Genomic DNA, 12,648 nt, shown 5'->3' on the forward strand with positions numbered 1-12,648 from the left:
GCTGCGCTTGAAATGATCGCGGATTGAACCTATTTTACTGGTGTGTTGATCAAAACAGGATCGAGTTTTGCCATGGGCGCCCTCAACCTGGACATTCCCGCCGCCCGCTTCGGGGAGGATCATTCCCCATTTCTGTCGGCGCGCCTCGTCGCCGACCGTCTTGGCATAACGCTTGCCGAACTCGCCAAGCTGATCGGAGTTGCCCGCAACACGCTGACAGCCAAGACCGGTGCCCGCAAGGTCGACAGCGCACTAAGCAAGGTCGTCCGCATCCTCGCCATGGCGTCCGAAATGGCGGGCGACGAAGCCCGCGCCGTCATCTGGTTCAAACACCAACCAATTCCCGGCTGGGCGGGCAAGACGGCGTTCGACCTCGTCGGAGAAAGCAAGGCTGACAAGGTTCTCGCTTATCTGGAAGCTGTTCGCGCCGGTGTCTACGCGTAGAGCGGGATGAGGAAAAGTGTGAGCGGTTTTCCGTCCGCATCCCGCTCCAACTTAGAGCCGCCGCCTGCCGCGCCGATGCCGCTCTGGCGCGCCTTCGTACCACGCTGGGCTCATCTGCCGCTTTCCGGCGAGGGTGCCGCCCGCTTCGGTGGCCGATGGAATCCAGTGGGCGTGCCGACGATCTATGCCGCGCGCGAGCTTTCGACCGCCTGGGCCGAATACAACCAGGGTTTCGTGCAGCATCCGGCGCTGATCGTAAGGCTCGAACTCTACGATGCACGGCTGGCCGACCTGACGGATGCCAATGTTCTCGCGGCGCTTGGCCTGAGCGACTCCATTCATCGCTGCGAATGGCGAGACGATCTCGACGAGGGCGTGACGCCGCAGACTCATAAGCTACAGGCCGATCTTTCGGCCCGCGAATTCCATGGCGTGATCTACCCATCCTTCATGTCGCCCGGCGGCACCTGCGTCGCGCTCTGGCGCTGGAACGACGCGGGCGCGCCGCGGCTCGAGGTCATCGATCCCGAAGGCAGACTGCCGAAATCGCCCGCCTCCTGGCTTTGAGACGACGCCAGGCGGGTTGCTGGCTCACCATCCAATGGCCTATTCGGAGGACTGATCGGCAGTTTTGTTCAGGCGGTACCGGAAATCGCAATGGGATGCCCCCTGCATCACGGTCTGCGTGCGCTCAAGCGTGATGCGCGGATCGTAGCCGGTGCAGAACACGCCGTCGCGGTTGCAGGACAGGAGATGCCCGATATGCCCCAGACCCATTTCCCGATAGGTCTCGGCATAACGACAGCGCAGCACATTGTAATGGAACTCCTCGTCCGTCGCCTTGACGACTTCGATCGTCAGCGCGTCGTCCTGGGTCCAGAGGTCCTGCAGCTCCTGGAACGTCCGCAGGCTGGTGCCGCCGGGCGTCTTTGCCGCGAAGGCCTTGCCGGCATCGATGGCAGCGCGGGTTATCGCTGTGTCGAGAATGGATTGGGCGAGCTCTTCGCCGATCTTCTCGCGCATGACCTCATAGATCGGCGCGATGATCCCCGCCTCGATCCTGCGCCTGGCAAGAATGCCGAGCTCGCCGTCCATTGCCGATCTGGACTCGCTTTGTTGGTCGGTCATATGCAGGTCCCTTCTGTCATCGATGCAGGAGTAAGGCCAGCGCCTCGCCTACCGGCTGAACGCAAATAAATCCCGGTATCCGCGCCGAGAGGCCCCCCGGAGATTTGGCAAGCTGCCTCTTCGCGTTAGCGCAGCACCTTGCCGGGATTGAGGATGCCGTTTGGGTCAAGGGCATTCTTGATCCGGCGCATAACGTCCAACTCGGCTGCGCTCCGGGAGCGATCGAGAAAGTCACGCTTCAGCGTGCCGATCCCGTGTTCGGCGGAAATCGATCCGCAGTACAAAGCGACTAGCGGGTACACGATCGCATCGACTTGATGCGCAGTTTCCTCATCGGCGTCCGGAACGGAGAAGGCAATATGCAGGTTGCTGTCGCCGACATGGCCGAAAAAGGAGACGTGCGCCGACGGAAACCGTGTGGAAAGCGCCTTGCCGCATTCCTCGGCAAAGCGGCCGATGTCGCCGATCGGGAGGCTGACATCGAGATTGACGAGCGACGGCAACAACCTGTCCATCGCATGACCTTCACGCACGCGCCAGAAGGCTTGGGCCTCCTTCTCCGATTGGGCGAGCAGCGCATCGCCGATCAATCCGTCCTCGAGAGCCTGTCCGAGCAAGGTTTCGAACTGCTCGCGCTCGCCGTCATGTCCGCGGATGTCCTGCTCGATGATCGCGGCGAAGGCTGGAGCGGTTTCGAAGAATTGTCGTCCTTCTGCCTCGCAGTTGAAGTGGAAATAGCTTTCCCACATCGCCTCGAACGCCGAGAGACCGGATAGCTCCCGTTGCGCCCGTTTCAGCAAGGCGACAACGTCCGCATAGCTGTCGAGCGCGCAGAGTGCCGTCAGCCGTCCAGCGGGCAGGGGGCGCAGGCGCAGCACAGCCCGGGTGATGATGCCGAGTGTGCCTTCCGAACCGACGAAGAACTGCCTGAGGTCGTAGCCGGTGTTGTTCTTGATCATCTTGTTAAGCGAGGAGACCACGGTGCCGTCGGCGAGCACGACCTCAAGGCCCAGGACATTGTCGCGCGCAACACCGTTGCGGATGACGCGAATGCCGCCGGCATTGGTGGCGAGATTACCGCCGATCTGGCATGAGCCGCGAGCGCCGAGATCGATCGGCAGCAAGAAGCCCGCGTCCTCGGCCGCGCGTTGCGCGACTTCGAGCGGTGTGCCGGCAAGAACGGTCATGGTCGCGGCCGCCGTGTCGATCTCCTCGATGCCGGAAAGCCGCTCCAATGAAATGACGATGTCGTCCGGGTCGGGATTGGCACCGCCGGCGAGCCCGGTCATGCCGCCCTGCGGCACCACGCTTTGCCGATGGTCGTTGCAAATCTTGAGGGCGGCGGCAACCTCCGCCACGCTCGCGGGGCGAAGCACCGCCTTGGGCAGACTGCGTCCGGTGAGGCTTGCGTCGCTGCGATGGCGTTCCGCGACCCGCTCGCCGGTCAGCACGACCGCCTCGCCAAGCGATCGCGTGAGGTCTTCGATGACGGACATCACGTGCCCGTGCGCGCCAGTTCGCTGGTCTGCGTCGCGACGCTTCTCTGAATTTCAGGCAGCTTCTCCTCCTTGCGGAAGAGTGTCCATTTGGTCGGCCTGAAGGCGATGCGGGCGTGGTCGGCGGCCGCCGCGCGTTCCGGCGGCAGTTCGATCTCAACGGTCGGGTGGGTCCTACCGAGATCGAGCTCGAGATGGCGCGTTCCGGCGACGCGGCGGCTGTTCGTGACAAGACCGGCCAGACAGCCGCCACAGCCGTCGATAAGTTCGATATCGTGCGGCCGGAAGTAAAGGGTTGCCGACCCGTCGGGTTCGCTCGCTGCGCGCAACCCGATCGGCCGGTCCTCGAACCAGATTTCGCCGCTGGAAAGCGAGACTTCGAGGCAGTTGGACTGGCCGATGAAGCCGTAGACGAAAGGCGAGACGGGGTGGTCATAGATGTCGTCGGGCGTGCCGACCTGCTCGATCGCGCCTTTGCTCATCACGACGACGCGGTCGGCAAGCTCCAAAGCTTCCTCCTGGTCGTGGGTGACGAAAATGGTGGTGTGGCCGGTGCGATCGTGGATTTCCCGAAGCCAGCGCCTGAGTTCCTTGCGCACCTGCGCGTCGAGCGCCCCGAAGGGTTCGTCGAGCAGCAGCACATTGGGCTCGACCGCCATGGCGCGCGCCAGCGCCACGCGCTGGCGCTGGCCGCCGGAAAGCTGGGCGGGGTAGCGTTTTTCAAGACCGGAAAGCTGCACCAGATCGAGCAGGTCGAGCGCCCGGCGGCGGATTTCGGCAGCCGGCGGCCTCCTGTTGGTCGGACGCACCTTCAGCCCGAAGGCGACGTTGTCGAGCACTGTCATGTGCCGGAAGAGCGCATAGTGCTGGAAAACGAAACCGATGTTGCGTTCCTGCACGCTCTTCTTTGACGCATCCTCGTCGCCGAAGAAAATCATGCCCCCCGTCGGGCTTTCGAGCCCGGCGACGAGGCGGAGCAGCGTGGTCTTTCCTGAGCCGGAAGGACCGAGGAGCGCGATCAGTTCGCCGGAGCGGATGTCGAGCGAGACATCGTCGAGCGCCGGGAAGCGGCCGAATTCCTTGCGTATGTTCTGGACGCGGACTTCCATGAATGTCTGGACCTTTCAATGCCTGCGGCTCGCAGCGATCTCGTCGCTGTAACGAAGTTCAAGTGCCGTCTTCAGGACGAGCGTCACAAGCGCCAGAAGCGCAAGGAGCGCCGCCACCGCAAAGGCAGCGACGAAATTGTACTCATTATAGAGGATTTCCACCTGCAACGGCATCGTGTTCGTTTGGCCGCGAATGTGGCCGGAGACGACGGAGACCGCACCGAACTCACCCATGGCGCGGGCGTTGCAGAGAAGCACGCCGTAAAGCAGACCCCATTTGATGTTGGGGAGCGTCACATGCCAGAAGGTCTGCCAGCCGGTGGCGCCGAGCGACAGAGCCGCTTCCTCGTCGCTGGTGCCCTGTTCCTGCATGAGCGGGATCAGTTCGCGCGCGACGAAAGGAAAGGTGACGAAGACGGTGGCGAGCACCAACCCCGGCACGGCAAAGAGGATCTGGATACCATAGCTCTGCAGGACAGGGCCGAGCAGGCTGTGTGATCCGAAGAGCAACACAAAGACAAGGCCGGAAATCACAGGCGACACCGAGAAGGGAAGGTCGATCAGGGTCGTCAGGAATGCCTTGCCCTTGAACTCGAATTTCGCGATCGCCCAAGCGGCCGCCACCCCGAAGACGAGGTTGAGCGGCACGGCGATCGCGGCGACCAGCAACGTCAGGCGAATGGCGGAAAACGTCTCCGCATCACGCAGCGCCGAGAAGAACTCTGCCGGTCCCTTGCGGAACGCCTCGATGAACACCGTGGCAAGCGGCAAGAGCAGGAACAGCGCCACGAAAGCGAGGGCAATCACGATCAGGGTCGTGCGTGCGAACCGGGTCTCCGAAGTCGCCGCCGTTACCAGCGTTGATGGCGCCGAAATCGACGCGGAACCGACATCATGCGCCATTGCCATACCTCCGTCGGCTCCAGGACTGGATCATGTTGATGACCAGCAGCATGAGGAAGGACAGGAGCAACATGACCGCGGCGATCGCGGTTGCCGCCGGATAGTTGAACTCCTCGAGGCGAATAATGATCAGGAGCGGTGCGATCTCCGAGACATAAGGCAGGTTGCCGGCGATGAAAATGACCGAGCCATATTCGCCGACGCCGCGTGCAAAGGCGAGCGCGAAGCCCGTTAATCCGGCCGGCAAAAGCCCAGGTAATAGGACTCGGCTGATCGTCTGGTAGCGGTTGGCGCCAAGGGTCGCCGCCGCTTCCTCCACCTCCTTGTCGATTTCCTCCATGATCGGCTGCACTGTTCTGACGACGAAGGGCAGGCCGACGAAGACGAGGGCCACGACGATGCCGGCGGGTGTGAAAGCGATCTTGATGCCGAGCGGTTCGAGAAGCGAACCGATCCAGCCATTCGGAGCGTAAAGCGCGGTCAAGGCGATGCCGGCCACCGCCGTCGGCAGCGCAAACGGCAGGTCGACCATGGCGTCGATGATGCGCTTGCCCGGAAACCGGTAGCGAACGAGCACCCAGGCCAGCACGACACCGAAAATGAGATTGATGACCGCGGCCACGAGGGCCGTACCGAAGCTGATCGTCAAAGCGTTGACGGTCCGCTCGTCAGACGCCAGCGCGAAAAATTTCGACCAGCCGAGACCGCTTGAACGCCAGATGAGGCCGGAAAGCGGAATGAGAACGATGAGGGTAAGCCATGTCAGCGTGACGCCGAGCGCCAATCCGAAACCCGGAATGACGCTCGGTTGCCGAAACTGCCATCGCGTGCTGTTGCGAAAGGCCATGAAATATCATTGTCCCGGCTTGTAAATCTGGTCGAAAATTCCGCCGTCGGCGAAGAACTTCGGCTGAGCTTCCTTCCAACCGCCGAATTCGTCAATAGTGACCAGCTTCACATCGGCAAAGCGCGCCGTGTCCTCGGGGTCCGCAAGCTCCGGCTTGAAGGGCCGGTAATAGTGCTTGGCCGCGATTTTCTGACCGACATCGCTGTAAAGATAGTTCAGGTAGGCCTCGGCCACTTTCCGCGTGCCCTTGCTGTCGACGTTGCCGTCCACAAGGGCGATCGGCGGTTCGGCCTTGATCGAGATCGATGGCGTCACGATCTCGAAATTATCCGGCCCGAGCTCTTCCAGCGAGAGATAGGCTTCGTTTTCCCAGGCGAGCAGCACGTCGCCGAGGCCCCGCTGGACGAAGGTCGTCGTTGCGCCGCGCGCACCGGTGTCGAGAACCGGCACATGTTTGAAGAGCTGCGCCACGTACTCCTGCGCCTTTGCGTCGTCGCCGCCATTGGCGGCCCGTGCCCAGGCCCAGGCTGCAAGGAAGTTCCAGCGCGCACCACCCGAGGTCTTCGGGTTCGGGGTGATCACCTGGATATCCTCCCGCGTAAGATCACCCCAGTCCTTGACGCCTTTCGGGTTGCCCTTGCGGACGAGGAAGACGATCGTCGAGGTGTAGGGGGCGCTGTTGTTCTCGAAGCGAGTTTTCCAATCCGCCGGTATCTTGCCGGTTGCCGCGGCGATCGCATCGATATCGGCCTCGAGCGCGAGCGTCACGACATCCGCCTCGAGGCCGTCGATCACCGACCGAGCCTGCTTGCCAGAGCCGCCGTGAGAGGTCTGGATCGTCACGGTCTCGCCGGTATCGGCCTGCCATTTTTCGGCGAAGGCCGCGTTGAAGTCCTTGTAGAGCTCCCGAGTCGGATCATAGGACACGTTCAGGATCGTTGTGTCTGCCTGAGCAAGGCCAAGAGAGCCCAGCTGCAGGCTGCCGACTACAAGTGCTAGTTTTACTACTCCGGTAAGTCTATTCGAGCCCATATTGCCCTCCATCCTTTTCCAGATAAAACTATCAATTTAATCGACTATCACAACGCAAACTTATGACGCGCCGCGGCGGTTTCGTGAAATGTCCTATCGTTTTCGCGGTTTTTGCGAAAATTCTTTGCTCGCGCGCCCTCTCGTCCATGTGCTGCGGCCAGAAAATAGCACGTTATTTTAGAACGGCGCCATACATCTTGATCCGCCGTATGGGGGCTCTGCTGCCGCCCGGTGCCGTTCAGACGACTTCTGGTTGCGGCAAATGATCGGATCCAATGAGCGCGCCGGGCTGTTCGATGACCCTTGCGGCAACCTTTGCCGCAAACTCCGCTGCGCGCCGCGAGGGCTGACCCCGAAGCTGCATCGCCAGGAAGGCCCCGTTAAAACTGTCACCGGCGCTGGTCGTGTCCCTGACCGGGTTGGCGGGATGGGCACGAACATGCACGAGCGCTTCGGCGTCGCTGATCGTTATGCCGTTCTCGCCGTCCTTGACCACGACAAGCTCCGCTCCGAGATCGCGATAGCGCTTCGCCGTCGCTTCAGGGGTGGTATCTCCGAAATAGCTGCGTTCGTCGTCGAAGCTCGGGAAGATCATCGTCGCCGCACGAGCGCCGTCCGATATGGCCGCGCACATCGAGTCGGTGCTTTCCCACAGCCGCGGCCGCAGGTTCGGATCGAAAGCAACAGTCTTCCCCAACTCGCGTGCCCGGCGGATCTCGTCGATGAGACGGCCGCGATCGTCGGGAGAGAGGATTGCGAGCGTGATGCCGGAGAAATAAACGAGTTCGGCACCATCGATCGCCGCGCGCAGACGCTCCCGGTCTTCGGCAAGCAATCTGGCCGCGGATGTCTCGCGCCAGTATTGGAAGCTGCGCTCGCCGTCCTTCAGGTGGATCATGTACATGCCGGGATTGCGCCCGTCGATGCGGCGCACATGATCGGTAGCGATGCCGGCGCTGCTCATGAAAGCGAGCATCTCGTCGGACAGCCTGTCCGTTCCAAGCGCCGTGAAGTAGCTTACCTGCCAGCCGCCGCCGAGAAAGGCGCGCGCATACCACGCGGTATTGAAGCTATCGCCCGCGAAACCCTTCTTGAGATGGCCGTCGCCGGCCTGTGAAAGTTCGATCATGCATTCGCCGATCGAGAGAAATGTCTTTGGCATCGGTAATCCCACGAGTGGAGAGGAGGGCTGGGTCGAGCAGCAGGCCGAAAGGCGGCCAGCCTTCCGCCCGTGCATCCTAGAAAAGTTCCCGGGTGCAAATCTAGATGTGAAATTGAAGAGATTGATCATTCGTCGCGGTACGCGCGCCCAAGGGGCTTGCCACCCCACTCCGGATTGGGATCGACGCAGGAGGCGGTATTCGCGTGAACCGTCTTCGAGAGGATATCTGCCTCCGGCGGCAAGAGCGTGATACGGTAGTTGCAACGTCAACAGTCAAGGCGCGTCCGTCCGCCCGAAGGGAGATCATGTCCGGTTCCGATGGCAGTATTCTCGACTATATCGGGATACTGGCCGTGTTTCTGCTTGTCGGCGCCAACGGCTTTTTCGTCGCTGCAGAGTTTTCGCTCGTTTCGGTCCGCCGCAGCCGCGTGGCGGAACTGGTCTCGCAAAGGCGCATGAATGCGAGCGCGCTTCAGCATGCCGTCGACAATCTCGACGCCAATCTGGCCGCGACCCAGCTTGGGATCACGATATCGTCCCTGGCGCTCGGGTGGGTCGGCGAGCCGGCGCTCGCCCACCTCATCGAGCCGCTGATGACGGTCCTTCCTGCGACCTGGGCCTCGGTCGGATCGCATGCGATAGCCGTTGCGGTATCGTTTATCATTATTACCGCGTTGCATATCGTGCTCGGCGAACTGGCCCCGAAGAGCCTGGCGTTGCAGCGCAGTGAGGGCACGGCGCTGGCCGTCGTCCGCCCGCTTGCATTGTTCCTTTTTCTGCTGCGTCCCGCGATTCTCGCCCTTAACGGCCTCGGCAATCTCGTGCTTCGACTGATCGGTCTGCGCCCGGGAGCAGGCGAGGCATCGCTGCATTCTCCGACCGAGCTGAAGCTTCTTGTCGCCGAAAGCCAGGAAGCCGGACTTCTCGACGCCGCCCAGCAGGAACTGGTGGAGCGGATATTCAGCATCGGCGACCGGAGAATTTCCGACTTCATGACGCCGCGGATCGAGATCGACTGGATCGACGCGGACGACAGCCAAGCGGAGATCCTCAAGACGATCAGGGAATGTCGTCACGAGCAGCTTCTGATCGGCAGGGGCAACATCGACTATCCGCTCGGGATGGTGCTCAAGAAGGATCTGCTCGACCAGTTGCTCGACCGTCAGTCGCTTGACGTCCTCAGCGTGGTTCGGGAGCCATTGATCCTGCACGAGTCGACGGCCGTCTTCCGGGTGCTGGAAAAGTTCAAGAGCGCCCCCGTACGGCTCGCCGCAATCATCGACGAGTACGGGAGCCTGGAGGGGATTGTCACCCAGACTGACCTGTTGGAGGCGATTGCCGGCGACCTGCCGGATACGGAAACCGTCGAGCCGGATATCGTGGTGCGCGAGGATGGCAGCATGCTGATTGAGGGCATGATGGCCGCGCACGACGCCTTCGAGAGGCTGGGCTTCCACGACCGTCCGGAGGGCGACTTCCACACGATCGCCGGCTTCGCACTGCAGGTGCTCGGCCATCTCCCGCATGTCGGCGAGAGCTTCGACTTCGGAGGCTGGCGTTTCGAAATCGTCGACATGGACGGGATGCGCATCGACAAGCTGCTGGCGTCGAGAACTGACTATAGCTAGAGCAATTCCAGGAAAAGTGTGCAACGGTTTTCCGTCCGGAATTGCGTCATTTCAAAGAGTTAGATCATTTCAGCGTTGAATAAATGAAATGATCTAGAGAACGCGGCCGCGCGCGACGATGGGCCAAATCGCCTTCGCCTCATTGCCTTCGACAATATGAACCGCATCGACCATGTTGGTCACCACGCAGGCGTGGTTCGGGACGATGCGTAGCTGGTCGCCGACCTTCAGACCGATCGGACCGTCCGATACGAGCCTGCCATGCTCTTCGGAAAGCTGGTCGATCCTGATGTCGTCGCGCCCCAGCACATGGCCGTAGCCGGAAAGACCGAGAAGGTCGGAGGTCAGGACCTTGCTGCCGGCATCGATGATCGCCCTGTTTTCGGCCGGAACCGAGACGACCGTCGCAAGCACCGTCAGCGCGCAATCGTCCCACGTCGCCACGCCGCGGGCGACCAGCGAGCGATCATTGTAGATATAGGTCCCCGGGCGGTGTTCGGTCGCGACCGGCGCGCTGGCCGCCTCCATCATGCTCGGGGTGCCGCCGGAGGTGATGGCCGGAACCGCGATGCCATCCGCCTCGATCAGCCGCTTCGCCTCGCTCATGAAGGCTTGGACGCGCTCAGTTCCTCCGACGGGCGGGTAGGTCATCAGTCCGCCGAAGTGCAATCCGGGTGCATCGGCTATGCGCCGAGCGAGGCTCGCAGCCTCGGCCGGCGTTGCCACGCCGCAACGATCGGCGCCCGTGTTGCATTCGACAAGCACGGTTAGCGGTGCGTCTTCGCGGGCAAAGCGGGTCGACAGGCCGTCGATAACGGTCGAGTTGTCGGCGACCACGCTGAGGGTAACGCGTTTGTTGAGCTTGGCGAGGCGCGCGTGCTTCTCCGTTCCGAGGATATTGTAGGTGATCAGCACGTCCTTGATCTCCGCGCTGCCCTCGACCATCGCCTCCGCCTCGGTGACCTTCTGGCAGGTTATGCCGATCGCTCCGGCCTCGAGCTGCAGCTCGGCCATCTGCGGGAGCTTGTGGGTCTTAATATGCGGCCGCACCCGAATGCCGTGGCGATCCGCGTAGTCTTGGAAAGCGTGGATGTTGCGGCGGGCTATCTCGATGTCCACCAGCACCGCGGGCGTTTCGATCTGCAAGGTCATGCGGTTGGCTTCCTCTCTCAGACAACGGGATGTGCGGCGAATTTAGCCGGTCCGACTTGACAAGTTATGACGCAAGGCATTTCATGGATCAATCCAATATTCAGGACGCATGTCCATTATACTGGATACTAGAAAAATCACCGGGAACTGACAAAGGGGAGATCTCCGATGATCAAGACATTTCATGCGACTGCGGGCCTCATAATCGCCACGCTTGCAGCGGCGCCGGCCTCCGCGCAGCAGCCGACAAGCAAACTCGACGAAGTGCTTGCGCGCGGCCATCTGGTGCTCGGCACCGGCAGCACGAATGCGCCCTGGCACTTCAAAAGCGCCGACGACAAGCTGCAGGGCTTCGACGTCGATATGGGCCGCATTATTGCCAAGGCGCTGTTCGGGGATCCGGAAAAGATCGAATTCGTCAATCAGTCGTCGGATGCCCGTATTCCGAATATCACCACCAATAAGGTCGACATCACCTGCCAATTCATGACGGTCACGGGGGAGCGCGCCCAGCAGATCGCCTTCACCATTCCTTACTATCGCGAAGGCGTGGGCCTGATGTTGAAGGCGGACGGCAAGTATGCCGACTACAAGGCGCTCAAGGAAGCTGGTTCCTCGGTCACGATTTCGGTGCTGCAGAACGTCTATGCCGAGGATATGGTCCACGCCGCCCTGCCGGAGGCAACGGTCGATCAGTATGAATCTGTTGACCTGATCTACCAGGCGCTTGAATCGGGACGTTCCGATGCTGCCGCCACCGACCAGTCCTCGCTTGCCTGGTACATGACCCAGAATCCGGATCGCTATAAGGATGCTGGCTATGGCTGGAATCCGCAGACCTACGCCTGTGGCGTCAAGCGCGGCGACCACGACTGGCTGAACTTCGTCAACACGGCACTGCACGAGGCGATGACAGGTGTCGAATTCGACTTCTATGCCAAGTCCTTCAAGACCTGGTTCGGCAAGGATCTGACCGCGCCGCAGATCGGTTTCCCGGTCGAGTACAAATGAACCCTTCGCCGAGGCGGCCCCGCCAGCGGGGCTGCCTCTCGCCCCGCTTTCAATAATGGCTGGCACGCATGACTTACTCGCTGAACTTCGCGGCCGTCTGGCGCTCGTTCGACCTTCTTCTGGAAGGACTTGCGCTCAGTCTCGGCCTCGCCTTCGCGGCAATCCTTGCCGGTTGCGTCATCGGATTGATTACGGCTTTCGGGCTCGTTTCCAGGACTGCCGCGTTGCGCAAACCTGCCGGGCTCTATGTCACGATCATCCGCAACACGCCGATCCTCGTCCTCGTTCTCTTCAGCTATTTCGCTCTTCCGGAACTTGGTGTCCGCCTAGGCAAGATCGAAAGCTTTGTGTTGACCCTGGCGATCTACTCCGGCGCCTATCTTGCCGAGGTGTTCCGTGGCGGCCTCATCGCCGTGCCGCCTGGCCAGCGCGAGGCGGGTCTTGCGATTGGGCTGACGGAGATGCAGATCCGCACCTCGATCATCATCCCCCTGATGCTGCGCAACGTCCTGCCGTCGCTCGGCAGCACCATGATCTCGCTTTTCAAGGATACCTCGCTCGCCGCGGCGATCGCCGTACCGGAACTCACGTTCGAGGCACGCAAGATAAATGTCGAGACCTTTCGGGTCATCGAGACCTGGATCGTGGCGAGCTGCCTCTATGTCGCAACCTGTTCGCTCCTTGCCGCGCTGATGCGTGCCGTCGAGCGGCGTCTGGCCGTTCCGAGGTGACCGTC

Annotated in this window: 13 protein-coding genes; 5 read left to right on the plus strand and 8 right to left on the minus strand. The window is 61.7% G+C overall.

Going from position 1 to position 12,648, the window contains the following annotated elements:
• Positions 1 to 72 precede the first annotated feature (72 nt).
• Both ILFOPFJJ_RS19470 and ILFOPFJJ_RS19475 read left to right on the plus strand, forming a co-directional pair.
• A complete protein-coding gene (locus tag ILFOPFJJ_RS19470) occupies positions 73 to 444 on the plus strand; it encodes an antitoxin Xre/MbcA/ParS toxin-binding domain-containing protein (protein ID WP_173512198.1) in 372 nt (123 codons plus the stop codon).
• 6 nt (positions 445 to 450) lie between these two features.
• Positions 451 to 1,011 (plus strand): RES family NAD+ phosphorylase, encoded by a 561-nt coding sequence (locus tag ILFOPFJJ_RS19475; protein WP_173512199.1) that lies wholly within the window; start codon positions 451 to 453, stop codon positions 1,009 to 1,011.
• Between the two features lie 39 nt (positions 1,012 to 1,050).
• On the opposite strand, the gene ILFOPFJJ_RS19480 is transcribed toward ILFOPFJJ_RS19475, so the two are convergent.
• The 7 genes from ILFOPFJJ_RS19480 to ILFOPFJJ_RS19510 all read right to left on the minus strand — a co-directional run bounded on the left by ILFOPFJJ_RS19480 (position 1,051) and on the right by ILFOPFJJ_RS19510 (position 8,121).
• Positions 1,051 to 1,572, minus strand: coding sequence for an L-2-amino-thiazoline-4-carboxylic acid hydrolase (locus ILFOPFJJ_RS19480; protein WP_173512200.1), 522 nt, complete (start codon positions 1,570 to 1,572; stop codon positions 1,051 to 1,053).
• 125 nt (positions 1,573 to 1,697) lie between these two features.
• The gene (locus ILFOPFJJ_RS19485) at positions 1,698 to 3,068 is read right to left on the minus strand and encodes an FAD-binding oxidoreductase (RefSeq protein WP_173512201.1); all 1,371 of its coding nucleotides are present in this window, start codon (positions 3,066 to 3,068) and stop codon (positions 1,698 to 1,700) included.
• Positions 3,068 to 4,177, minus strand: a complete 1,110-nt coding sequence (locus ILFOPFJJ_RS19490) for a sulfate/molybdate ABC transporter ATP-binding protein (RefSeq protein ID WP_173512202.1) — start codon at positions 4,175 to 4,177, stop codon at positions 3,068 to 3,070. The genes ILFOPFJJ_RS19485 and ILFOPFJJ_RS19490 overlap by 1 nt, the downstream gene beginning before the upstream one ends.
• Positions 4,178 to 4,192: 15 nt before the next feature.
• Positions 4,193 to 5,080 (minus strand): sulfate ABC transporter permease subunit CysW, encoded by an 888-nt coding sequence (gene cysW / locus ILFOPFJJ_RS19495; protein WP_173512203.1) that lies wholly within the window; start codon positions 5,078 to 5,080, stop codon positions 4,193 to 4,195.
• On the minus strand, positions 5,070 to 5,927 hold the full coding sequence (cysT, locus tag ILFOPFJJ_RS19500) for a sulfate ABC transporter permease subunit CysT (protein WP_173512204.1): 858 nt from the start codon (positions 5,925 to 5,927) through the stop codon (positions 5,070 to 5,072). The genes cysW and cysT overlap by 11 nt, the downstream gene beginning before the upstream one ends.
• Positions 5,928 to 5,933: 6 nt before the next feature.
• Entirely contained in the window at positions 5,934 to 6,959 is a 1,026-nt protein-coding gene (locus tag ILFOPFJJ_RS19505) for a sulfate ABC transporter substrate-binding protein (RefSeq protein WP_173512205.1), read from the minus strand.
• Between the two features lie 238 nt (positions 6,960 to 7,197).
• The gene (locus ILFOPFJJ_RS19510) at positions 7,198 to 8,121 is read right to left on the minus strand and encodes a sugar kinase (protein WP_173512206.1); all 924 of its coding nucleotides are present in this window, start codon (positions 8,119 to 8,121) and stop codon (positions 7,198 to 7,200) included.
• Positions 8,122 to 8,426: 305 nt separating this feature from the next.
• Between ILFOPFJJ_RS19510 and ILFOPFJJ_RS19515 the strand changes: the two genes are divergently transcribed.
• Complete coding sequence (locus ILFOPFJJ_RS19515) at positions 8,427 to 9,749, plus strand: hemolysin family protein (RefSeq protein WP_173512207.1); 1,323 nt, start codon at positions 8,427 to 8,429, stop codon at positions 9,747 to 9,749.
• Between the two features lie 93 nt (positions 9,750 to 9,842).
• Here the strand turns inward: ILFOPFJJ_RS19515 and ILFOPFJJ_RS19520 are convergent, their stop codons facing one another.
• Positions 9,843 to 10,901: a D-TA family PLP-dependent enzyme gene (locus ILFOPFJJ_RS19520; protein WP_173512208.1), complete on the minus strand. Its 1,059-nt coding sequence runs from the start codon at positions 10,899 to 10,901 to the stop codon at positions 9,843 to 9,845.
• Between the two features lie 168 nt (positions 10,902 to 11,069).
• Here ILFOPFJJ_RS19520 and ILFOPFJJ_RS19525 point away from each other — a divergent pair, with 168 nt between their 5' ends.
• A complete protein-coding gene (locus tag ILFOPFJJ_RS19525) occupies positions 11,070 to 11,912 on the plus strand; it encodes a transporter substrate-binding protein (RefSeq protein WP_173512209.1) in 843 nt (280 codons plus the stop codon).
• A 68-nt stretch (positions 11,913 to 11,980) separates the two neighbouring features.
• A complete protein-coding gene (locus tag ILFOPFJJ_RS19530) occupies positions 11,981 to 12,643 on the plus strand; it encodes an amino acid ABC transporter permease (RefSeq protein WP_173512210.1) in 663 nt (220 codons plus the stop codon).
• The last annotated feature ends 5 nt before the right edge of the window (positions 12,644 to 12,648 follow it).

Origin of the sequence: Sinorhizobium psoraleae, assembly GCF_013283645.1 — a bacterium.
In the GTDB taxonomy this organism is placed as follows: Bacteria; Pseudomonadota; Alphaproteobacteria; order Rhizobiales; family Rhizobiaceae; genus Sinorhizobium; species Sinorhizobium psoraleae.

What these genes read in the sequence shown, in the direction of transcription:
- ILFOPFJJ_RS19470 (WP_173512198.1), top strand. Translation starts at nt 73, where the DNA reads ATGGGCGCCCTCAACCTGGACATTCCCGCCGCCCGCTTCGGGGAGGAT.
- ILFOPFJJ_RS19475 (WP_173512199.1), top strand. Translation starts at nt 451, where the DNA reads ATGAGGAAAAGTGTGAGCGGTTTTCCGTCCGCATCCCGCTCCAACTTA.
- ILFOPFJJ_RS19480 (WP_173512200.1), bottom strand. Translation starts at nt 1,572, where the DNA reads ATGACCGACCAACAAAGCGAGTCCAGATCGGCAATGGACGGCGAGCTC.
- ILFOPFJJ_RS19485 (WP_173512201.1), bottom strand. Translation starts at nt 3,068, where the DNA reads ATGTCCGTCATCGAAGACCTCACGCGATCGCTTGGCGAGGCGGTCGTG.
- ILFOPFJJ_RS19490 (WP_173512202.1), bottom strand. Translation starts at nt 4,177, where the DNA reads ATGGAAGTCCGCGTCCAGAACATACGCAAGGAATTCGGCCGCTTCCCG.
- cysW (WP_173512203.1), bottom strand. Translation starts at nt 5,080, where the DNA reads ATGGCGCATGATGTCGGTTCCGCGTCGATTTCGGCGCCATCAACGCTG.
- cysT (WP_173512204.1), bottom strand. Translation starts at nt 5,927, where the DNA reads ATGGCCTTTCGCAACAGCACGCGATGGCAGTTTCGGCAACCGAGCGTC.
- ILFOPFJJ_RS19505 (WP_173512205.1), bottom strand. Translation starts at nt 6,959, where the DNA reads ATGGGCTCGAATAGACTTACCGGAGTAGTAAAACTAGCACTTGTAGTC.
- ILFOPFJJ_RS19510 (WP_173512206.1), bottom strand. Translation starts at nt 8,121, where the DNA reads ATGCCAAAGACATTTCTCTCGATCGGCGAATGCATGATCGAACTTTCA.
- ILFOPFJJ_RS19515 (WP_173512207.1), top strand. Translation starts at nt 8,427, where the DNA reads ATGTCCGGTTCCGATGGCAGTATTCTCGACTATATCGGGATACTGGCC.
- ILFOPFJJ_RS19520 (WP_173512208.1), bottom strand. Translation starts at nt 10,901, where the DNA reads ATGACCTTGCAGATCGAAACGCCCGCGGTGCTGGTGGACATCGAGATA.
- ILFOPFJJ_RS19525 (WP_173512209.1), top strand. Translation starts at nt 11,070, where the DNA reads ATGATCAAGACATTTCATGCGACTGCGGGCCTCATAATCGCCACGCTT.
- ILFOPFJJ_RS19530 (WP_173512210.1), top strand. Translation starts at nt 11,981, where the DNA reads ATGACTTACTCGCTGAACTTCGCGGCCGTCTGGCGCTCGTTCGACCTT.